Source organism: Mesorhizobium sp. GW821-FHT04C10, assembly GCF_059420305.1.
This window is the reverse complement of the sequence record NZ_JBWKTL010000001.1, coordinates 210,065-231,326: the sequence shown is the minus strand read 5'-3', so window position 1 is coordinate 231,326 and position 21,262 is coordinate 210,065. Positions and strand designations below refer to the sequence as shown.

Sequence of the window (21,262 nt, the reverse complement as noted above, 5' to 3'; positions counted from 1 at the left end):
CACGGCGACCGGGACCGCTGATATGCGGGCGCGATGAAGACGAAACCGTTGCCGGAGCTTCCGGTCACAGCTGTGTTGCCGGCGCTCGGCGAAGCGCTTGGCAATGGCAACAGCGCCGTGCTGGTGGCGCCGCCCGGCGCCGGCAAGACGACGCTGGTGCCCTTGGCGCTGCTGGACGCGTCCTGGTTGGGAGCCGGCCGGATCGTTCTGCTCGAACCGCGCCGGCTCGCCGCCCGCGCTGCCGCGCGGCGCATGGCCGAATTGCTTGATGAGGAGCCCGGCGGCACGGTCGGCTACGCCATGCGCATGGAGAACCGCACCTCGTCCCGGACCAGGATCCTGGTCGTCACCGAGGGTGTGCTGGCACGCATGATCCTCGACGATCCCGAACTGCCCGGTGTCTCGGCGGTCATTTTCGACGAATTCCACGAGCGTTCGCTCGACGGTGATTTCGGCCTTGCCCTGGCACTCGACGTGCAAGATGCGCTGCGGCCGGACCTGCGCCTTGTTGTTATGTCGGCGACGCTCGACGGCGCCCGCGTCGGCAGGCTCCTGTCGGGCGCGCCGGTGATCGAAAGCGAGGGCCGGGCCTTCCCCGTCGATATCCGCTACGACGAACGGCCGGCCGGTGTCCCGATCGAGGATGCCATGGCCAAGGCGATCCGCTCGGCGCTCACCGACGAAAGCGGCAGCGTGCTTGCCTTCCTGCCCGGCCAGCGCGAGATCGAGCGCACCGCCGAGCGGCTGGCCGGCAGGGTCGGCGCCGACACCGACATCGTGCCGCTCTATGGCCAGCTCGACGGCAAGGCGCAGGACGCCGCGATCAAGCCCGCGCCGTCCGGCCGCCGCAAGGTGGTGCTGGCAACTTCCATCGCCGAAACCTCGATCACCATCGACGGCGTGCGCGTCGTCATCGATTCCGGCCTGTCGAGGCTGCCGCGCTACGAGCCGGCGAGCGGACTGACGCGCTTGGAAACCGTGCGCGTCAGCAAGGCTTCCGCGGATCAGCGCGCCGGCCGCGCCGGGCGCACGCAAGCCGGCGTCGCCATCCGGCTGTGGCGCGCCGAACAGACGGCGGCGCTTCCCGCCTTCACGCCGCCGGAAATCCTCGAGGCGGACCTGTCGGGCCTGCTGCTCGACTGCGCCGCCTTCGGTGTCGCCGATCCGACGGCGCTCGCCTTCCTCGATCCGCCGCCGGCGCTGGCGCTCAACGAGGCGAGGGTGCTGCTGCGCGCGCTGGACGCCATCGATGAGGCAGGCCGCCTGACGGAAGCGGGCATGGCCATGCGCAAGCTCGCTCTGCCGGTGCGGCTGGCGCATATGGTCGCCGAGGCGGCGAAGAGCGGCCATGCCGGCGAAGCGGCTATGGTGGCCGTACTGCTGACCGAACGCGGCCTTGGTGGCGACGGCGCCGACCTCGAACGGCGGCTGATGCGCTTTCGCGCGGAAAGATCGCCGCGCGCCGTCGCCGCGCGGCAGCTAGCGGAGCGGTTGGCAAGACAGGCGAGCGGCCAGAAGGATAGCGCGGCTGTTCCTGCTGGTCCCTTGCTCATCCACGCCTGGCCGGACCGCGTCGCCAAGGCGCGCGGCGAGCGCGGCCGCTTCGTGCTGGCCAATGGCTCCGGCGCCATGCTCGATGCCGCCGACCCGCTGGCGGGCGAGCCGTTCCTGGTTGTCGCCGACCTGCAGGGCAAGGCGCAGAACGCGCGCATCGCCGCGGCGGCCGCAATCGGCGAGGACGACATCCGCGCCACGCTGGCCGACCGGATCGAAACGCGCCGGCAAACGAGCTTCGATCGCGACCGGCGCGCCGTGCGGGTGCGCGAGACTGTTCGCCTCGGCGCCATCACGCTCGCGGAGCGCATGCTGCCCGCTCCCTCAGGCACCGAGGCTGACCGCGCCATTCTTGACGCCTTGCGCGAGCACGGGCTGTCGCTGCTGAGCTGGAGCAAGGAGGCCGAGACGCTGCGCCAGCGACTGTCCTGGCTGCACCGTGGCCTTGGGTCGCCCTGGCCCGATATGTCGGATGAAGCGCTGATCGAGCGCCTCGACGACTGGCTGCTGCCCTTCTTGTCAGGTGCCGCATCCCTGGCCGCCATCAATTCCGGTGTTGTCTCGGCCGGCCTGGCTTCGCTCGTGCCGCACGACCTGCAGCGCAAGGTCGATGCGCTGGCGCCAACGCATTTCGACGCGCCGTCGGGGAGCCATGTGCCGATCCGTTATGACGGCGAATGGCCGGTGCTAGCGGTTCGTGTGCAGGAGCTGTTCGGCCTCGACCGCCATCCCTCGATCGCCAACGGCACGGTGCCGCTGACGCTCGAACTGTTGTCGCCGGCGCACCGGCCGATCCAGACGACACGCGACCTGCCCGGCTTCTGGCGCGGCTCCTGGGCCGACGTGCGCGCCGACATGCGCGGGCGCTATCCCAAGCATGTCTGGCCGGAGAATCCACTGCTCGCCACGGCCACCGCTCGCGCAAAACCGCGCGGGACCTAGCGCTTGTCCTCCTGCGGCTGTAATCCATGGCCATGATCAATGTTTTGCGTGCGCCCGATTTCCAGCAAAGTCAGAGGCTGCGTCTCAACACGCTGATCCGGCTGCGCTGGCTTGCCATTGTCGGCCAGAGCGTGGCGGTGCTCGTCGTCGCCTATGGCCTGAAATTCCCGCTGCCGGTCAGCCTGTGCTTCGCGCTGATCGCCTGTTCTGCCTGGATGAACCTGTTCCTGGCGTTCCGCTTTCCGGCCGCGCACCGGCTCACCCCGTTCGCCGCTTTCGGCATCCTGATCTTCGACAGCCTGCAGCTTGCCGGCCTGCTCTACATGACCGGCGGCCTGACCAATCCGTTCTCGCTGCTGATGACCGTGCCCGTCGTTATCTCGGCGACGTCGCTGCCCTTGCGCCTGACCGCCATTCTCGGCGGGCTGGTGATGATAGCGGCGACCTTGCTGGTTTTCATCCATCTGCCGCTGCCCTGGTATGAAGGCGCGCCGCTGGTGATGCCCTTCATCTATGTCGCCGGCATGTGGATGGCGGTGCTGTCCTCGATCGCCTTCACGGCCATGTACGCCTTCCGGGTGGCCGCCGAAGCCCGGCTTCTGGCCAATGCGCTTGCCGCCACCGAACTGGTGCTGCAGCGCGAGCAGCACCTTTCGGCGCTCGACGGCCTGGCGGCCGCCGCCGCGCATGAGCTTGGCACGCCGCTCGCCACCATCACGCTTGTCGCCAAGGAGATGGAAAAGGCGCTCGGCAGCGACCCGAAATACGGGGAAGACGTGAAGCTGCTGCGCTCGCAGAGCGAGCGCTGCCGCGAAATTCTCAAGCGCCTGACCAGCCTGTCGTCCGAGGGCGAGGCGCATCTTTCCCGCTTGCCGCTGACCTCGCTGGTCGAGGAGGTCACCGCGCCGCATCGCGACTTCGGCATCTCGATCAAGCTTCGCCCGGGCGAGCGCACCGGGCCCGAGCCGGTCGGGCGCCGCAATCCGGGCGTCATCTATGGCCTCGGCAATCTGGTCGAGAACGCCGTCGATTTCGCCCGCAAGAGCGTCACCGTGCGCTGGAGCTGGGACGAGGCGACCGTCACCTTTTCGATCATCGACGACGGGCCTGGTTTTCCCCCCGAGATCATCGATCGCATCGGCGAGCCCTATATGTCGACACGTCAGGGCACCGAGGCCGGCGGAGGCCTTGGGCTTGGCCTGTTCATCGCCAAGACACTGCTCGAGCGCTCGGGTGCCGCGCTGGATTTCCGCAATTCAAGCGGCCTGGGCGAGGGCGCCGTGGTGCAGATTTCGTGGCCGAGAACAGTCTTCCTGAACCCGGAAACGGCCCCTGCCACCATGTTTGACACTGCATAAATTGGACAATAGCGGCGCAAAACTATATCTGCGTAAAATTAAGGCAGCAGGAATTTTCAAGACGATGACAGGCGATGAAAATAGTGGCGCAATGGTTGAAGGCGAAGACACCTCGCTTTTGATCGTCGATGACGACAAGCCGTTCCTCACCCGTCTGGCCCGCGCCATGGAAACCAGGGGCTTCGTGGTCGAGACCGCCGAGAGCGTCGAGGAGGCCGTGGGCAAGGCCCGCGCCAATCCGCCGGCTTACGCCGTGGTCGATATGCGGCTCGGCGACGGCAACGGCCTCGACGTGGTCGCCGCCATCCGCGAGAAGCGCGAGGACTCCCGCACCATCATCCTGACCGGCTACGGCAACATCGCCACCGCGGTGACCGCCGTGAAGCTCGGTGCCGTCGACTATCTGTCGAAGCCCGCCGACGCCGACGACATCTTTGCCGCGCTCACCCGCACCTCGGGCGAGCGCGCCGCGCCCCCGGAAAACCCGATGTCGGCCGACCGCGTTCGCTGGGAGCACATCCAGCGCGTCTACGAAATGTGCGAGCGCAACGTTTCCGAAACCGCGCGCCGGCTCAACATGCATCGCCGCACGCTGCAGCGGATACTGGCCAAGCGCGCACCGCGCTGAGCGGCAGGCCGGGTGACCAGGCGGAGGCGACATGCAGGATTTGAAGCAGCGGCCGGTTTCCGTCTTCCGCGAATTTCTCGATAGCGAAGCGGCCGGCGGCATCATCCTGATGGTGGCGGCGGCCCTTGCCCTGATCGTCGCCAACTCGCCGCTGTCGGGAACCTATTTCTCCGTGCTCCACGCCTATCTCGGCCCGCTCAGCGTGTCGCACTGGATCAATGACGGGCTGATGGCGGTGTTCTTCCTGCTCGTCGGGCTGGAGATCAAGCGCGAGATGCTGGACGGCCAGCTTTCGACATGGCCGCGCCGCGTCCTGCCTGGCATCGCGGCGGCGGGCGGCATGCTGGTTCCGGCACTGGTCTATGTCGCCATCAACCGCAACAATTCAGCCGCACTGCCCGGTTGGGCGATCCCGACCGCCACCGACATCGCCTTCGCGCTCGGCGTGCTGTCGCTGCTCGGCAGCCGCGTGCCGGCCTCGCTGAAGGTTTTTCTCACCGCGCTCGCCATCATCGACGACCTCGGCGCCGTCATCATCATCGCCATCTTCTACACCAGCGGCCTGTCGCTGGCCTATCTCGGCGCCGCCTTCGCCGTCATTGCCGTGCTCGTCGTGCTCAACCGCATGCGGGTGATGACGCTGGTGCCCTATCTCGTGCTCGGCGCCATCCTGTGGGTGCTGGTGCTGAAATCGGGTATCCACGCCACGCTTGCCGGCGTCGCCTTGGCGCTGACCATCCCGCTCGAACGCTCCGCCGGGATCGGCCACGACCTCGACCATTCGCCGCTGCACCGGCTGGAGCATGGCCTGCACAGGATCGTGCCCTTCGTCATCATCCCCATTTTCGGTTTTGCCAATGCCGGCGTTTCGCTCGCCGTCCTTAGCCTTGGCGCGCTGATCGAGCCGTTGACGCTGGGTGTCGCCGCCGGCCTGGTGGTCGGCAAGCTCGTCGGTGTGCTCGGCTCGTCCGCGCTTGCCATAAGGCTCGGCCTGGCCGACCTGCCGGCCCATGCCGGCTGGTCACACATGCTCGGCATCTCGCTGCTCTGCGGTATCGGCTTCACCATGAGCCTGTTCATCGGCCTGCTTGCCTTCGCCGGCGACGTGGCCCTGCAGGACGCGGTCAAGGTCGGCATTCTCGCCGGCTCCTTCATCGCCGCCATCCTCGGCGCCGCCGTGCTGCTGATGGCGCCTGCTGCTGGAGCGGAGGGCGGTGAAGAGTAGCGGCGGATGCCGTGAAGGCCCGCGAACTACTCGCTTTCCCCTTCCAGAGTCGGCACCGAGACGCCGGCCAGTTCCGCCGCCAGCAGCCGCGAGGCACCGGCGCGCGCAATCCGCAGCATCAGCGCCTTGCGCGTCGCCGCCGCCATGCGGTGCTCCGGCGCATCGCGCATGATTTCGGCGCCGTAGCCGTCGGACAGGATGAAGCCGCACTCGTCCGGAAATATCTCGGCCGGCACGCCGGGATGGGTGGCGAAGAAGAAGCGGTCGGAATGCAGCCGGTAGTCCGGCCATTTGCGATCGACCCTGAAATCCTCGATCGAGGATTTGATCTCGATGATCCAGATATCGCCCTGACGGGTCAGTGCCACGAGGTCGGCGCGGCGGCCGGTGGCCAGCGACAGTTCAGGCAGCACATGCGCGCCCATTTCCATGAGCAGCCGCTGCACGCCACGGCGCACCAGCATGGCGCGTTCCGACTGGCGACCGTCGATGAGAGGGTTGATTGCGATGGGAGAGATGATTGGCATGACAAGCACCATGCCAGATTCTGTTCACGGTTTGAACCCGTTTGTGTCGGGCGATTAGGATTGTCAGAATCGCGCTATTCGCCCGATCACAAAGGCTTACCTGGAAACATGCGCGTTTCTCAGGCAAAGGAACTGGTGGCCGGAAGCGTCCGCAAAGGGACGGACAGTCAGGGGCAACGATGAGCGAGAACGGAAACCTCATTATTTATCCCATCCCCAGTCTTGTAGCGACCTTGCTCAATCGCGAGAGAGCAAAGGGAACCCCTTTGACAGAGGATGAGGTCATCCAAATCCGTGATAGCTGTCCGGCCATTGCGCTCACTCAGGAAGACGCCAGGCGGGTGGACGAGTCGCGAGGCTATCTCGATATTGATCCAGAAAATTGTTGGGAAGAATGGCAGCGAGTTCGGTTGGAACTGGCCGAGGATTAAGGCATTCGCCGAGTTCGCAAGCTTGGTTTGTCAACCGCATATCCCCTTGTGCCGAACGATTGCATATTTGACAGACCCGTTGGACCGTGAGCGGCCTTCCGCGATCACGCCATAATCCGGTCAAGTGCAGTCTGGTATTGACCTGTTGCGAGACGGCCCTATCTCGCCTCGATCAACTTCCGATCCTAACCATAGGACGGCAGGACTAAAGTCTTGCGCCAGAAAAGCAAAGGTCTGACGTTACCGTTTTGGTTCCGTCAATGTCCATTGGACGTTCCATTACTTTAGTTATTCAGCATATAAGGCCTGACGTTAGGGAAAGTGGCTGGCGGAATGGCCGGCGCAGTTTGGCTTTGGGTCTATAGGGGGGGCTGCGCCGGCCATTGCGGGTTTGGGCGTTGGGTATGATTATCCCCGCGAGGACTAACCTACATATATATTAGCAACTGCGCAAATAAGACTGAAGTCCCTGGTCGACCGAACCGTGCGAGCAGATTGCGTATGATGGCATTCAACGCGGCGGCCGATGGAAAGCGCCTCCCTCGGCCGGCCAGAAATCCCCTGCCTGCTATGGTTTCGCGGAAACATCGCTGCCGCCGTGCAAGGCGCTGCCTCTCGCCTCGTCGGCATTGAAACGATAGACGAGCGAGATCGAAAGGGTCTGCACTTTAGGCTTGAGTGCGAGGGCATGGCCTGCGGCAGGACGGCGGAGATGTTCCAGTCAGCCGAACGCCTGGTCGGCTCCCGCCGCCGTCCCCGCCATGTCATCCAGGATCGGGCAGTCCGGCCTGTCGTCGCCGTGGCAGGCATGGATCAGCTTCTGCAGCGTCGAGCGCATGGATTGCAGTTCGCGCACCTTCTCCTCGATTGCCGTGACATGGGCGGCGGCGATCTCGCGCACGTCGGCGCTAGCGCGGCCGCGATCCCGGTAGAGTGCCATCAACTGACGGCAATCGTCGATGGAAAAGCCGAGGTTGCGCGCGCGGCGCAGGAAGGCCAACCGGTGGACGTCGTCGCCGGAATAATCACGGTAGCCGTTGGCGGCACGCGCGGGCGCGATCAGGCCGATCTCCTCATAGTAGCGGATGGTCTTGGCTGGCAGTCCTGAACGGTGGGCGGCGTCGCCGACATTCATGGCGGAGATCCTCGATCCTGTGGCCCGCGCGGTTCAGGCCCATTGAATTTACTTCACAATCTGGTGAAGGCTGTTGCCGAAATGCCATACTGATACGCTTACCAGCACGTAAGGCCACGGATATAGGCATCGTGTGCTTGGCAAGCAAAGCAAATGCCAGCATGAATGATGGAGAGAAAGCGGCCGACTCGTGCCGCTGGCGTTTGGGCAGGGCACCGGATCATCACATGCGCATGAAGTCGCTCGCAATAATTGCCGCATTGGCGCTGTCCACTGCTATCGCCGGTTGCAGCACCATCGGCGGGCAGATTTTCTCAAACGACTACGGCGCGGTGACCGACGCTGGTTACCAGCTGCCGCGCATCCCGATCGAAAAAGTGCCGAGGCAGTATCACCGGCAGGAAGTGAATTACGACACCAAGGAAAAGCCGGGCACCATCATCGTCGATACGCAGAACAAGTTCCTCTATTTCGTCGAGGGTGATGGCCGCGCGATCCGCTACGGCATCGGCGTTGGCCGCGAGGGCTTCGAGTGGCATGGCACTGCTCATATCGCGCTGAAGCGCGAATGGCCGACCTGGACGCCGCCCCGTGAAATGATCAAGCGCCAGCCCGAACTGGAGAAGTTCGCCAACGGCATGGAGCCGGGCCTCAAGAACCCGCTCGGCGCGCGCGCGATGTATCTCTTCAACAAGGGCGGCGACATGGGTTACCGCCTGCACGGCAGCCCGGAATGGAATTCGATCGGCAAGGCGATGTCGTCTGGCTGTATCCGGCTGATGAACCAGGACATTATCGATCTCTATGACCGCGCCTCGGTCGGCGCCAAGGTCATCGTGATGTAAGCATCCTGATCTCAGGATCAGGGTCAAATCTTTCGTGCGCGGACCGTCTAGGCAACAACGGACGTCCCAAACAGAAAACCGGGCAATTCGGCCCGGTTTTTTGTTATTCACGAACAGGATGTTTTGAGGTCGCGCCCGCAGGCCGAAACGGCGGCGCGCGGAAAGTATCAGGCGACCTGCTCGACCTGCTGCACTTCGGGCACAAAATGGCGAAGCAGATTCTGGATGCCGTGCTTCAGCGTCGCCGTCGATGATGGGCAACCGGCGCAGGCGCCCTTCATGTGCAGGAACACCGTGCCGTTCTCGAAGCCGCGGAAGGTAATGTCGCCACCGTCCTGGGCCACTGCCGGACGCACCCGTGTGTCGAGCAGTTCCTTGATGGTGATGACGAGTTCCTCGTCCGCCTTGTCATAGAATTCGCCGGTCTGGCTGGTCTCGGCGGCCGGGCCGGTCTTGGCCATGACCGGCGCACCGGACATGAAATGCTCCATGATGGCGCCGAGGATCGCCGGCTTCAGATGCTGCCAGTCGGGGCCATCCTTGGTCACGGTGATGAAGTCATAGCCGAAGAAGACGCCGGTGACGCCGGGAATTTCGAACAGCCGGCCGGCCAGCGGCGAGGCCGTGGCCGCGCTATCGGCGTCGCGGAAATCGGCGGTACCCTCCAGGAGCACTTCCTTGCCGGGCAGGAATTTCAGCGTCGCCGGATTGGGCGTCGATTCGGTCTGGATGAACATGGCCGTCTCCGTGCCCATTTCGGGCAACTAGTTTGGAATAGTTCTAAATAGGCTCTATTGGCTGGACATTCAAGCGAAACGCGTCGCCCGAACGGCTGGCTGGCGGAATGTTTTTGCTCACCGTGCACTCACGGGAGATGTGTTGAGATTCAGGTCAGGCCGAGTCGAGAATGGTGGTTTCCGAGAACCGGAGCGGAGCGTACTTGAAGTACGTGAGCACCGGAAGCGCAGGAAGCTGTCATTCGCAGGCCGGCATCACCTGAATATCAATACATCTCAAGCGAGGCTGTCGATCTCCTCGTCCGAAAGGTTTTGCGGCACAACCGTGACCGGAATAGGGAAGGCCGCACCCTTGCCGGCAACGGCACCGACCAGTGGTCCCGGCCCTTCCTTGCCGGCGCCTGCCGCCAGCACCAGGATGGCGATATCCTGGTCTTCCTCGATCAGCCTGTGGATCTCTTCCGTCGGCTTGCCTTCGCGCACCACCATTTCCGGCTCGATGCCGAGCTTCTGGCGCACCTTGTTGGCATAGCCGTCGAGAGCCGCGCGCGCCGTTGCGGTCGCCTCCTCGCGCATGATCTTCTCGACGCCCAGCCAGTGCTGGAAATCGTCCGGCACGATGACATAGAGCAGCACCAGCGTCCCGCTGGTGCTCAGCGCCCGCTTCGAGGCATAGGCGACGGCACGCTCGCACTCGGGCGTGTCGTCGATGATCGTCAGGAATTTCCTGCGATGACCGGCTTCGCGGCTAAGGCGTTTGGAGACCATGTCTATCTACCTGGTGTCGTGATTTCGAAGTTCGCCTGCTTTCGATATCTCGCCCCGAGCGAACTTCGAAATCAAAAACGACACTAGAAATCAATAGTTTGCTCGTGTCCCTGATTTTGAAATTCGCATTACAACTCTGGCGAATTTCAAAATCAGAGACACGAGTGTGTTTTCGGTCGCAATCTGCCACCCGCTTCGGCCGGCCGCAATCTGCCACCCGCTTCGGCCGGCCGCAAGCGGCCGGCCTTGTGCCAGTGTCGATGCAGTGCACCGACGCCGGGATCAGCCCTGCAGCAGGCCTATAATGTCGCGCACCGTCTTCATGGTCGTTTCGGCCAGCACGCCGGCGCGTTCGCCGCCATCCCTGAGCACCGCGTCGACATAGGCGCGGTCGCCCTGGATGCGGCGCATTTCGCCGGCGATCGGCGCCAGCTTCTCCACCGCGAGGTCGGCCAGCGCCGGCTTGAACACCGAAAACTGCTGGCCGCCGAATTCCTTGAGCACGTCGGCTTTCGAAATCTCGGCCAGGCCCGCATAGATGCCGACCAGGTTTTCCGCTTCCGGCCGGCTTTCCAGCCCGTCGACCTCGCTCGGCAAGGCTTCCGGATCGGTCTTGGCCTTGCGGATCTTCTTCGAGATGGTGTCGGCATCGTCCGTCAGGTTGATGCGCGACAGGTCCGACGGATCCGACTTCGACATCTTCTTCGATCCATCGCGCAGGCTCATGATGCGTGCCGCCGGGCCGCCGATGACCGGCTCGGTGATCGGGAAGAAGCCGTTCACCGTCTCCTCGCCAACCTGCATCTCGACGCCGACGCCAAGGCTGGCAATGCGGCTCGAAAAGTCATTGTTGAATTTCTGGGCGATGTCGCGGGTCAGTTCCAGATGCTGCTTCTGGTCCTCCCCCACCGGCACATGCGTGGCGCGGTAGAGCAGGATGTCGGCAGCCATCAGCGAGGGATAGGCAAGCAGGCCCAGCGAGGCATTCTCGCGGTCCTTGCCGGCCTTGTCCTTGAACTGCGTCATCTTGTTCATCCAACCGATGCGCGCGACGCAATTGAAGATCCAGGCAAGCTCCGCATGCTGCATCACTCGCGACTGATTGAAGACGATGTGCTTCTTGGGGTCGATGCCGGACGCAAGGAAGGCGGCGGTGATCGAGCGCGTCTGGTCGGCGAGGTCGTCATGGACGAGCTGTGCCGTCAGCGAATGCAGGTCGACGACGCAATAGATGCAGTCGGACGTGTCCTGCAGGGCGACGAATTTCTTGATGGCGCCGAGATAGTTGCCGAGATGCAGATTGCCGGTCGGCTGGACGCCGGAGAAGACGAGGGGCTTGAAGGCGGACATGGGGTTCCTCAGGGCTTGTGGAGGGCCGTTTCGCGCGCGGCGAAAGTCTTTTCGACGGCGCGCTTATGAACGAGAGTGTGGGGAGGATCAAGAGGCAGGAGAGCCCGCAGCGCCATTGCTTCAGGCTGAATTGTTTGTTCAATGCGGGCGTCGCGCTTGTTGCGCCTGTTTTCCAGTCTGACAGGTGCGCGCCGCCCCTCATTGTCCTGCCGGACATTTCTCCCCGTATAGTGACGGGGAGAAAGACGCCGCCACTGCCGCGCCAGGTCTACGACGAATTGTCTGGCGAAGACTGATGCTTGTCGGCGACGCCGCCACCGTTAGGCTTACTGATCTGGAGACTGTTCCTTAGGCGCCGCTGGTCCCTTGCGTTTGACATTGCGCCGGATCATGCCGAAATCGGCGCCACCGGTGGCAAAGGCGGTGACGAAGTAGAGCAGCGCTCCGCCGGCCACCAGCGTCAGCACCGTCGTCGCCTTGACGACCAGCGGCGAACCGGGGCCGAGCCTGACGGCCAGCCAATGCTCGGCGAAATACAGCGCCACCGCCATCACCGCCGCCGACAGAACCAGCCGGGGAATGCGCTTCAGGAGCGCCACGTCGCGGCCCCAGTGGCCGCGCCGGATCAGCACGGCAAGCAGCATCAGCGCGTTGACCCAGCCGGCCACGGCCGAGGCGACAGCAATGCCGGGTGCGCCCATTCTGGGGAACAGCGTCAGCGCGGTGGTGACGTTCACCGCCACCGAGATCGCGGCGAAGATCATCGGCGTGCGCGTGTCCTCGCGGGCGAAATAGCCCGGGGTGAAGGCCTTGATCAGCACGAAGGCCGGCAGGCCCAGGCCGAAGATCGCCAGGATCGCCGCCACTGTCGGCGTCGAATGGTTGGCGGCAAAGGCGCCGCGTTCATAGACCAGCCGCACGATCGGCTCCGACATCACCCAGAGTGCGGCGGCCGCCGGCAAGGTCATGAACAAGGTGAACTCGACGGAACGGTTCTGCAGGTTGGCGGCCTCGATGAGATTGCCTGACTTCAGCGCCCGCGACAGTTCCGGCAGAAGCACGATTGCCACCGCGACCCCGACGACACCGAGCGGCAACTGATAGACGCGGTCGGCATAGGCGAGCGAGGAGACGGCACTGTCCTGCGCCGAGGCGATCGCGGTGCCAATCAACTGGTTGATCTGCGTGATGCCGCCGGTGATCGCCGCCGGCAGCGCCAGGATAAGGAGGCGTTTTACGTTCGGCGTCATCTTCGGCCGGCGGAAGCCGATCGAGATGCCGGCGTTGCGCACCGCCACCCAGACAATGGCGAGTTGCACGATGCCCGCCGCCAGAACGCCCCAAGACAGGCTGAACCCGACAGCATGTGCGTCCAGCCCATGATACCAGGCGTAGCCAAGCACGCTGATCAGGATGATGTTGAGGAAAGCGGGCGCGATCGCCGCGGCGAAATAGCGGCGCAGGGAATTCAGCATGCCCGCCATCATGGCCGCGAGCGACATGCAGATCAGGTAGGGGAACATGATCGTCGCGAGCCGGACGGTCGTCTCGAACTTGCCCGGCGTGTCGGCGAAGCCGGGCGCCACTAGATAGCGCACGATCAGTGGCATCGCCAGCTCCATGGCGATGGTCAGCACTAGCAGCGCCGAGAACAGGACGCCGAACACTTCCTCGGAAAAACGCTTGGCGCCGTCGGTGCCATGCGTCTCGATCTCCTTGGCGAACAGCGGCACGAAGGCGGCGTTGAAGGCGCCTTCCGCGAACAGCCTGCGAAAGGTGTTGGGAAACTGGAAAGCGGCGTTGAAGGCGTCGGCGACCGGTCCGGTGCCGAGTGCCGCCGCCATCAGCATCTCGCGGCCAAAACCCAGCGCGCGGCTCATCAGCGTGCCGGAAGCGACGGTAGCGAATTTCTTGACGAGGCTCATGCGTTTGAAGACTGCCTTGGAGCAATTCCAGGAAAACTGTGAGCGGTTTTCCCGGGCAAAGCGCATAGCGCATTGCCCTTGGGAACTGTGTTAAAACAAAGAGTTAGAGCTGTTCGCCGTTTCCGTGAAACGGTGAACAGCTCCAGGGATTGGGACAAGGTGGGGATGGCAGTCACTCGGCGGCCGCCTTGGCCTTGCCGCCGCGTTCGGGCGTGATGCCTTCGAGCGTCGCCATCAGCCGGTTGCGGATGGTGGCGATGCGGGCCGGGCTGTCGATCTTCTGGCCGGTAAGGTCGGTGACATAGAAGGTGTCGATGACCTTCTCGCCGAAGGTTGTGATGTGCGCCGATGCGATATCGAGCGACAGGTCGGACAGCGTGCCGGTGATCTCCGACAGCAGGCCAGGGCGGTCGAGCCCCTCGACCTCTATGACGGAAAAGCGGTTCGACAGCGTGTTGCGGATCTCGGCGCGCGGCGGGATCTTGAACACCTTGGACCCGCGCCTTGGCTTGGTGCGCTTCTCGATCATCTCCGGCAGCCAGCTCTTGCCTGACAGCACGTCCTCGATCAGCCGTCCGACGCGCTCGGCGCGCCGGCGCTCATCCTCGTCGCGGTCGAATTCCCGCGAGATCAGGATCGTGTCCAGGGCGCGGCCGTCCGAGGTGGTGAAGATCTGGGCGTCGACAATGTTGCCGCCGGCACCGGCGCACGCCCCGGCAATGACCGAGAGCAGACGGGGATGGTCCTGCGCCAGCACGGTGATTTCGGTCACCGCCTCGAACTGGTGGGTCTTGACCATGGTGGCGAGCCTGTTGCCGGCAGCGTCCGCCTCGCGGATGAATTCGGCGTGGCGAAGCTGGTCCGGCAGATCCACGGCCAGCAGGTAGTTTTCATAATGCAGCCCGACATAGCGCTTGCGGGCCTTGTCGGGCCAGTCGGCGAGCGCCTCGGCCAAGCGTTCGCGCGCCGCCGCGGTGCGCTGTGCCCGCGACACTTCCGAAAAGCCGCCGGTCAGGAGCAGTTCGGTCTCGTAGTAGAGCGTGCGCAGCAATTGGCCCTTCCAGCCGTTCCACACCCCTGGGCCGACGCCCCTGATGTCGCAGACAGTGAGGATCAAAAGCAGTTTCAGCCGCTCGACCGATTGCACGATCGAGGCAAAATCCTCGATGGTCTTGCGATCGTTGAGATCGCGCGTCTGCGCCGTCATCGACATCACGAGGTGGTTTTCGACCAGCCAGGCGACCGTTTCCGTATCCGCCGCCGACAGCCCCATATGCGGACAGATGCGCCGCGCTATGCGGGCGCCGGCCTCGGAATGATCTTCCGGCCTGCCCTTGGCGATGTCGTGCAGCAGCACGGCGACATAGAGCGCCTCGCGGCTCTTCTTCAGGCCCGGCATCAGCGAATGCGACAGCGGATGGATCTTCTCGCCGTCGCCGCGCTCGATCTCGGCCAGCACGCCGATGCAGCGGATCAGGTGCTCATCCACCGTGTAGTGGTGGTACATCGAGAACTGCATCATGGCGACGATCTTGCCGAAATCCGGGATCAGCCGGCCCAGCAGCCCGGCCTCGTTCATGCGCCGCAGGTTGAGTTCGGCGTTGCGGTCCGAGGTCAGTATGTCGAGGAACAGCCGGTTGGCTTCCTCGTCGCGCCGCAGCGACTTGTTGACCAAACCGAGCGAGCGGGTGAGCAGCTTCAGCGCATCGGGGTGGAACTCCAGCCCGTGCTTGTCGGCGAACCAGAACAGTCTCAGCAGATTGACCGGATCGCGTTCGAACACCTGATCGTCGGCGATGTTGATGCGGTGGTTGTCGACGATGAAGTCCGATGTGCCGGCGAGTTTGCGCTTGCGGCGCTGGAAGGTCAGGAAGATGCGATTGAACCCCGGCACATGCTTGGCCTGCTCCTCCTCCAGCGCGGCGCAGAAGATGCGGGTCAGGTCACCGACATCCTTGGCCACCAGGAAGTAGTGCTTCATGAAGCGTTCGACCGCCGACAGGCCGGGATGGGTGGTGTAGCCCAGCCGCTCGGCGATCTCGCGCTGGATGTCGAAATGCAACCGCTCCTCGGCCTTGCCGGTGAGGAAATGCATATGGCAGCGCACCGCCCACAGAAAGTCCTCGGCCTTCTGGAACTCCCGGTACTCGGCATCGGTGAAAACACCCTTCTCGACCAGTTCCTCGCCGGTGCGCACCCGGTAGAAATACTTGCCGATCCAGAACAGCGTCTGCAGGTCGCGCAGGCCGCCCTTGCCGTCCTTCACATTGGGCTCGACCAGGTAGCGGCTTTCGCCGGCCTTGGCGTGGCGCTCGTCGCGTTCGGCGAGCTTGGCCTGCACATATTCCGGGCCGGTCGTTCGCACCACCTCGTGGTCGAAGCGCAGCATCAGCTCGTCATAGAGCTTGTGTTCGCCCCACAGGAAGCGCGCTTCCAGGATCGAGGTGCGGATGGTGATGTCGGTGCGCGACAGCCTGAGGCACTCGTCGATGTTGCGGGTGGCGTGGCCGACCTTCAAGCCCAGGTCCCACAGCATGTAGAGCATGTATTCGACGGTCTGTTCGCCCCACGGCGTCTGCTTGTAGGGCAGCAGGAACAGGAGGTCGATGTCGGATCCCGGCGCCAGCGTGCCGCGGCCATAGCCGCCGACGGCGACAACGGCCATGCGTTCGGCCACGGAGCGGTTCTTCACCCGGTAGACATGTGTCGCCGCGAAATCGTAGAGCGCCCGGATCAGCTCATCCATCAGATGCGACAGCCGCTCGGCGCAGGCGTTGCCGCCGCCATCTTGCCTCAGCATGGCCTCGGCGATCTTTCGGCCTTCGGCGAGGCGGGCCTTGAGAAGCTGGAGCACACCGGCGCGGGCGGCCTGCCCGGAACCGTCGCCGGCCGTGGCGTCCGTCAGCGCGGTCATCTCGCGGCGCAAGGCTTCGCCATCGATCAGTTCATCGAGCTTCAGGGAGATTTTCGCCATAGGTACCGGTCGGCCTTGCCTTTTGGGCGGCGTCTATAGCGCGTTTTCGCGGCGCTGGGTATGGGGCCGGCGCGAGGGCTGAAGCAAGTCCAGGAAAGTGTGAAACGGTTCTCTCGGGGAAGCACTCGGCTTCCGTGAAGCGATGAACCGCTAGTTCGCTGCCTCGATCGGATCGAGGGGTATGACAATGTGTCGCCGGAATCTGCAGAAGTCGGCGATCCACCGTATGGTTCGTCCGGCCTCTCTCGTGATTCTCACCGCTGTCGGCTTCCTGCGCCTTGTCATAAGCCCGCTCGCGGTTCGCGCGGCATCCCGTTCCTGATCAAGCAGGCTTGGCAGCCTGTCGGCAACGAACTGGTCCTGTGCGCACAAGGCGGGAACAAGTTGGTAGACCGTCTTGCCGGCTGACATGATGGGGTCGAAGATGAGATCATCGACAGCTATGTTGATCTGCGCCGTCGCCTCCAGAAAGTCGCGTGCCGTTTGCCGCGAGAGGAGATAACCCCCGGCCCCCGGATGGCCCTTGCGGAGCCGGGCCACGGAAAAACCGTTGCCGGCGGCGATCCTTCTCCTCTGGACCACGGTTCTGGAGAAGAACGTCTCGAGCTTCACGACATCCGCGTCTGCCGGCACCCAACTGATATCGCCCAGCAAGGCCCCCGCCTTGCAGGAGAAGACCATATCGTCTTCGAACACGGCGCCGTACGGGGCATCGTCTTGGGCAATGATCGTCCAGCAGGCACGATGGCTGTGCAGGCAGGCGATCTCGCTGCCGGCAAGCGGCCGGATGGCGTGTATCGCGTGCTGTGGCTGCAGCGCCAGCTCGGGATGCTGCTTTGCATCGATGCCCGCGACCCGCTCGAACCCGATGTTGATGCGGGCAAACTCCCCTGTCATGTGGGCAAGCCGCTCGGGAGACCGATCGAGATTGATGACCAGGCGCTTCATTTTTTCTAAGAACTGTTTCTTACGAAATCTTTGCCTTCACGGAGCCGGCATGAGTCGTAAAGCACCGCAGGAGCAGTCTAGCACAGGTGATGGTATTGTTGTTGATTTTTTTTGAGTGGATTTCATGTCGCAGATGAAAGCCAGGATTTAAAGTCGGCCCATCTTCCAAGAATTACATACAGAGGGAAGCAGGAGAAATTTTCTATTCGATCTTGCAGGCAGAAAGGCAGAATTCGAAGTGAGGCTAAAGATTTTCCTCGATGAGGTTAAGCAATTTCCGACAGCGGTGTCTGCTAATACTTTTTTTCATGGATGTCTATATGCGTTTTAACGGCACCTGGCATCAAGCTGCCTGAGCCTGGAAACAAGTCTATCGGTCTGCTTCGGGCGGATCGAAGGGGACGACCGTGTATCGCCGCATTCGGCAGTAATCAATGATCCATTCGACGACGCGTCTGGTCTCCGTCCATATTTTCTCGGTGACCGGCCTTCTGCGTTTGATGGTTAGCCCGCTTGCGTCCCATGCCGCGTCGCGTTCCTCGACAAGCAGGCTTGGCAGTCTGTGGCCGACGAACTGATCCTGTGCGCAAAGCGCGGGGACAAGCTGGTAGATCGTCTTTTCGCCCGACGTGGGGAACGCCGGATTGAAGACGAGATCATCGGCCGCCGCGCTGGCCTGTGCGGTAGCATCGAGGAGGTCGCGCGCCATTTGCCTCGACAGGATGTAGCCGGCGGTTCCGACGTGGTTCCTGCGGAGCCTGACCAAGGAAAAGCCGTGACCGACGGCGGTTCTTTTCCTCTGTGTCATGGTCTTAATGAAGAATGTCTCGAGCTTGACGACATCGGCATCGGCCGGAATCCAGTTCACATCGGCAAGCACGGCCCCGGCTTTCGCGGAAAACACGATGTCGTCCTCGAAGACGGCGCCATAAGGGGCGTTGTCCTGCGCGATGATGGCCCAGCAGGCGCGATGGCTGTGCATGCAGGCGATCTCGCTGTGGGACAGGCGCCGGATGGAATACATCGCATGCTGCGGCTGCAGCATCAGGTCGGGATGGTCACGCGCGTCGATCGCGACGATTCGCTCGAAGGCGATGCCGACGCGGGCAAACTCCGCCGCAATATGGGCAAGGCGGTCAGGAGACCGATCAAGATTGATGACCAGACACTTCATGTCTTAACGGGATCGGCATCGCGTTGGAGGGATCGGCATTATATTAGCAGGCTGCGCTACGGAATGTGGGCTTTTTTCGGGGCGAACAGCCTGGGTTGGATCTGGAAACACGAAAAATCAAAACAGCCCTTGACCTTCCAGTTACTGGAAGCACTACCTCCGCAAACAGGCAGAGGATAGAGGCATTCCTGGAATGACGCATTCAGACCATGACCATCGCGGCGACCACCATTCGCATGGCGCACACGGAAGCTGTTGCGCTTCGAAGGGTGCCGATACGGCCGTTCTGCGCGATCCGGTCTGCGGCATGACCGTGGATCCGGACGCCGGCAAGCCGACATCGGAGCATGGCGGCCGCCTCTATCATTTCTGCAGTGAAGGTTGCCGCACGAAATTCCAGGCCGAGCCGGAAAAATACATGACGGCCACCGACCCTGTTTGCGGCATGAGCGTCGACCGCTCGACGGCGAAGCATTTCGTGCGCCATGAAGGCCAGGGCTTCTATTTCTGCTCCGCCGGCTGCAAGGCGAAATTCGAGGCGGCACCGCAAACCTATCTCAGCGACAGGCCGGCGCCGGTGCCGGCACCCAAAGGCACGCAATACACGTGCCCGATGCATCCCGAGATTATCCGCGACAAGCCCGGCTCCTGCCCGATCTGCGGCATGGCGCTGGAGCCGATGGGCGTACCATCCGGCGATGAAGGGCCAAATCCCGAACTGGTCGACTTCACCAGGCGGTTCTGGGTCAGCGCGGCTTTGTCGATCCCGCTTCTGATCATCGCCATGGCGCCGATGGTCGGCCTGAGCTTTGAAACCCTGGTCAGCGATCGGACAAAAACCTGGCTGGAGCTGGCCCTGGCAAGCCCGGTCGTGCTTTGGGCCGCCTTTCCCTTCTTTCACCGCGGCTGGGAGTCGATCCTCAACCGCAGTCCGAACATGTGGACGCTAATCTCGCTCGGCGTCGGTGCGGCCTATCTCTACAGCGTCGTCGCCACGCTTTTCCCGGATATCTTTCCGCATCAGTTCCGCGGCCATGGCGGCGCGGTGCCGGTCTATTTCGAAGCTGCCGCCGTCATCGTCGCGCTGGTCTTCCTCGGCCAGGTGCTGGAGCTGCGCGCCCGCGAAAAGACCGGATCGGCGATCCGAGCCTTGCTCGATCTGGCGCCAAAGACCGCGCGGCGCATCGCCGAAGACGGTTCCGAGACCGATGTGCCGCTGGACAGCGTCCAGGCTGGAGACCGCCTGCGCATCCGGCCCGGCGATGCCGTGCCGGTCGACGGCACCGTGATTGAAGGGCGCTCCGCCATAGACGAATCGATGATCACGGGCGAGCCGCTGCCGGTCGAAAAGGCCGAAGGCGACGCGCTCACCGGCGGCACGCTCAACAGGAACGGCTCGCTGATCATGCGCGCCGAGCGGATCGGCGCCGAGACCACGCTGGCGCGCATCGTCGAACTCGTCGCCAAGGCACAGCGTTCGCGCGCGCCGATCCAGGGCTTGGCCGACCGCGTTTCCTTCTACTTTGTCCCGGCGGTCGTCCTTGTCGCCATCGTGGCGTTCATGGCCTGGGCGGTCTTCGGCCCCGAGCCAAGCCTGATCTTCGCCGTCGTCTCAGCGGTCTCGGTGCTGATCATCGCCTGTCCCTGTGCGCTCGGCCTCGCCACGCCGATGTCGATCATGACCGCCACCGGGCGCGGGGCGCATGCCGGCGTGCTGATCAAGGAAGCCGCCGCCCTCGAGCGCTTCGCCTCGGTCGACACGCTGATCGTCGACAAGACCGGCACGCTGACCGAAGGCCGGCCGAAACTGACCGATGTTGTCGCTGCCGGGGGCATCGTTGAGAATGAATTGCTGGCGCTTGCCGCCGCCCTGGAAAAAGGCTCGGAGCATCCGCTTGCCGAGGCAATCGTCGAGGGCGCCGGCTCCCGTGACCTGAAGATCGCAGAGGCCAGCGATTTCGAGGCGGTCACCGGCAAGGGTGTTCTCGGCACCGTATCGGGACAGAAGGTCGCGCTCGGCAATGCGGCGATGATGGCCGATCTCGGTATCGACATCGCCTCCATCGCCACCAGGACGGAGGCGCTGCAGGCTGAAGGCAAGACGGTGATGTTTGTCGCTGCCGGCAAGACGCTGGCCGGCATCGTCGCTGTCGCCGATCCTATCAAGGCAACCACCGCCGAAGCGATCAAGGCCCTGCATGACAGCGGCCTGAGGATCATCATGGCGACGGGCGACAATGAGCGCACGGCCAGGGCTATCGCCGGGAGTCTCGGCATTGACGAGGTTCGTGCCGGACTGTTGCCGGAACAGAAGGCAGCTCTGGTCGACGAACTGCGCCGCAGGGGCGCCGGTGTCGCCATGGCCGGCGACGGTGTCAACGACGCGCCGGCCCTGGCCGCCGCCGATGTCGGCATCGCCATGGGCACCGGCGCCGATGTCGCGGTCGAAAGCGCCGGCATCACCCTGGTCAAGGGCGACCTCAACGGCATTGTTCGGGCTCGGACGCTGGCCCAGGCGACGATCGGCAACATCCGGCAGAACCTGTTCTTCGCCTTCCTCTACAATGTCCTTGGCGTGCCGGTGGCCGCCGGCGTGCTCTATCCGCTCACCGGCATGCTTTTGTCGCCGATGCTGGCGGCGGCGGCGATGAGCCTGTCCTCGGTCTCGGTCATCGCGAACGCATTGCGGCTGCGGACGTTGAAACTCTGATCCAAGCCCCCAAATACGAAATCCAACCAAC

General features: G+C 63.6%; 16 protein-coding genes. 7 read left to right on the top strand and 9 right to left on the bottom strand.

Features of this window, described 5'->3' with window-relative positions; translation table 11 throughout:
- Positions 1-33: 33 nt before the first annotated feature.
- From hrpB to nhaA, 4 genes are all read left to right on the top strand, one after another.
- The gene (hrpB, locus tag AC07UC_RS01050; RefSeq protein ID WP_494903510.1) at positions 34-2,496 is read left to right on the top strand and encodes an ATP-dependent helicase HrpB; all 2,463 of its coding nucleotides are present in this window, start codon (positions 34-36) and stop codon (positions 2,494-2,496) included.
- Between the two features lie 26 nt (positions 2,497-2,522).
- The gene (locus AC07UC_RS01045) at positions 2,523-3,854 is read left to right on the top strand and encodes an ActS/PrrB/RegB family redox-sensitive histidine kinase (RefSeq protein WP_140769945.1); all 1,332 of its coding nucleotides are present in this window, start codon (positions 2,523-2,525) and stop codon (positions 3,852-3,854) included.
- 64 nt (positions 3,855-3,918) lie between these two features.
- Positions 3,919-4,482: an ActR/PrrA/RegA family redox response regulator transcription factor gene (locus AC07UC_RS01040; protein ID WP_140769944.1), complete on the top strand. Its 564-nt coding sequence runs from the start codon at positions 3,919-3,921 to the stop codon at positions 4,480-4,482.
- 31 nt (positions 4,483-4,513) lie between these two features.
- A complete protein-coding gene (nhaA, locus tag AC07UC_RS01035; RefSeq protein ID WP_494903507.1) occupies positions 4,514-5,707 on the top strand; it encodes a Na+/H+ antiporter NhaA in 1,194 nt (397 codons plus the stop codon).
- Between the two features lie 26 nt (positions 5,708-5,733).
- On the opposite strand, the gene AC07UC_RS01030 is transcribed toward nhaA, so the two are convergent.
- Complete coding sequence (locus AC07UC_RS01030) at positions 5,734-6,234, bottom strand: MmcB family DNA repair protein (RefSeq protein ID WP_494903505.1); 501 nt, start codon at positions 6,232-6,234, stop codon at positions 5,734-5,736.
- Positions 6,235-6,413: 179 nt separating this feature from the next.
- Between AC07UC_RS01030 and AC07UC_RS01025 the strand changes: the two genes are divergently transcribed.
- Positions 6,414-6,665 (top strand): hypothetical protein, encoded by a 252-nt coding sequence (locus tag AC07UC_RS01025; RefSeq protein ID WP_140771329.1) that lies wholly within the window; start codon positions 6,414-6,416, stop codon positions 6,663-6,665.
- Between the two features lie 721 nt (positions 6,666-7,386).
- On the opposite strand, the gene cueR is transcribed toward AC07UC_RS01025, so the two are convergent.
- Positions 7,387-7,800 carry a Cu(I)-responsive transcriptional regulator gene (cueR, locus tag AC07UC_RS01020; RefSeq protein ID WP_140769930.1) on the bottom strand — a complete coding sequence of 138 codons (414 nt, stop codon included), beginning with the start codon at positions 7,798-7,800 and terminating at the stop codon, positions 7,387-7,389.
- A 227-nt stretch (positions 7,801-8,027) separates the two neighbouring features.
- On the opposite strand from cueR, the gene AC07UC_RS01015 reads away from it, so the two are divergent.
- Positions 8,028-8,645, top strand: a complete 618-nt coding sequence (locus AC07UC_RS01015; protein WP_140769928.1) for a L,D-transpeptidase — start codon at positions 8,028-8,030, stop codon at positions 8,643-8,645.
- Positions 8,646-8,812: 167 nt separating this feature from the next.
- On the opposite strand, the gene AC07UC_RS01010 is transcribed toward AC07UC_RS01015, so the two are convergent.
- From AC07UC_RS01010 to AC07UC_RS00980, 7 genes are all read right to left on the bottom strand, one after another.
- A complete protein-coding gene (locus AC07UC_RS01010) occupies positions 8,813-9,382 on the bottom strand; it encodes a NifU family protein (RefSeq protein WP_056570395.1) in 570 nt (189 codons plus the stop codon).
- A 276-nt stretch (positions 9,383-9,658) separates the two neighbouring features.
- A complete protein-coding gene (locus tag AC07UC_RS01005; RefSeq protein ID WP_140769926.1) occupies positions 9,659-10,150 on the bottom strand; it encodes a universal stress protein in 492 nt (163 codons plus the stop codon).
- 282 nt (positions 10,151-10,432) lie between these two features.
- Positions 10,433-11,500 carry a tryptophan--tRNA ligase gene (gene trpS / locus AC07UC_RS01000; protein WP_140769925.1) on the bottom strand — a complete coding sequence of 356 codons (1,068 nt, stop codon included), beginning with the start codon at positions 11,498-11,500 and terminating at the stop codon, positions 10,433-10,435.
- Between the two features lie 326 nt (positions 11,501-11,826).
- Positions 11,827-13,425: a murein biosynthesis integral membrane protein MurJ gene (gene murJ / locus AC07UC_RS00995; RefSeq protein ID WP_494903501.1), complete on the bottom strand. Its 1,599-nt coding sequence runs from the start codon at positions 13,423-13,425 to the stop codon at positions 11,827-11,829.
- A 172-nt stretch (positions 13,426-13,597) separates the two neighbouring features.
- Complete coding sequence (locus AC07UC_RS00990; protein WP_140769922.1) at positions 13,598-16,399, bottom strand: [protein-PII] uridylyltransferase; 2,802 nt, start codon at positions 16,397-16,399, stop codon at positions 13,598-13,600.
- 150 nt (positions 16,400-16,549) lie between these two features.
- The gene (locus AC07UC_RS00985; RefSeq protein ID WP_494903498.1) at positions 16,550-17,347 is read right to left on the bottom strand and encodes a glycosyltransferase family 25 protein; all 798 of its coding nucleotides are present in this window, start codon (positions 17,345-17,347) and stop codon (positions 16,550-16,552) included.
- Between the two features lie 370 nt (positions 17,348-17,717).
- On the bottom strand, positions 17,718-18,521 hold the full coding sequence (locus AC07UC_RS00980; RefSeq protein WP_494903496.1) for a glycosyltransferase family 25 protein: 804 nt from the start codon (positions 18,519-18,521) through the stop codon (positions 17,718-17,720).
- 193 nt (positions 18,522-18,714) lie between these two features.
- Here AC07UC_RS00980 and AC07UC_RS00975 point away from each other — a divergent pair, with 193 nt between their 5' ends.
- Positions 18,715-21,231 (top strand): heavy metal translocating P-type ATPase, encoded by a 2,517-nt coding sequence (locus tag AC07UC_RS00975; RefSeq protein WP_494903494.1) that lies wholly within the window; start codon positions 18,715-18,717, stop codon positions 21,229-21,231.
- Positions 21,232-21,262: the final 31 nt, after the last annotated feature.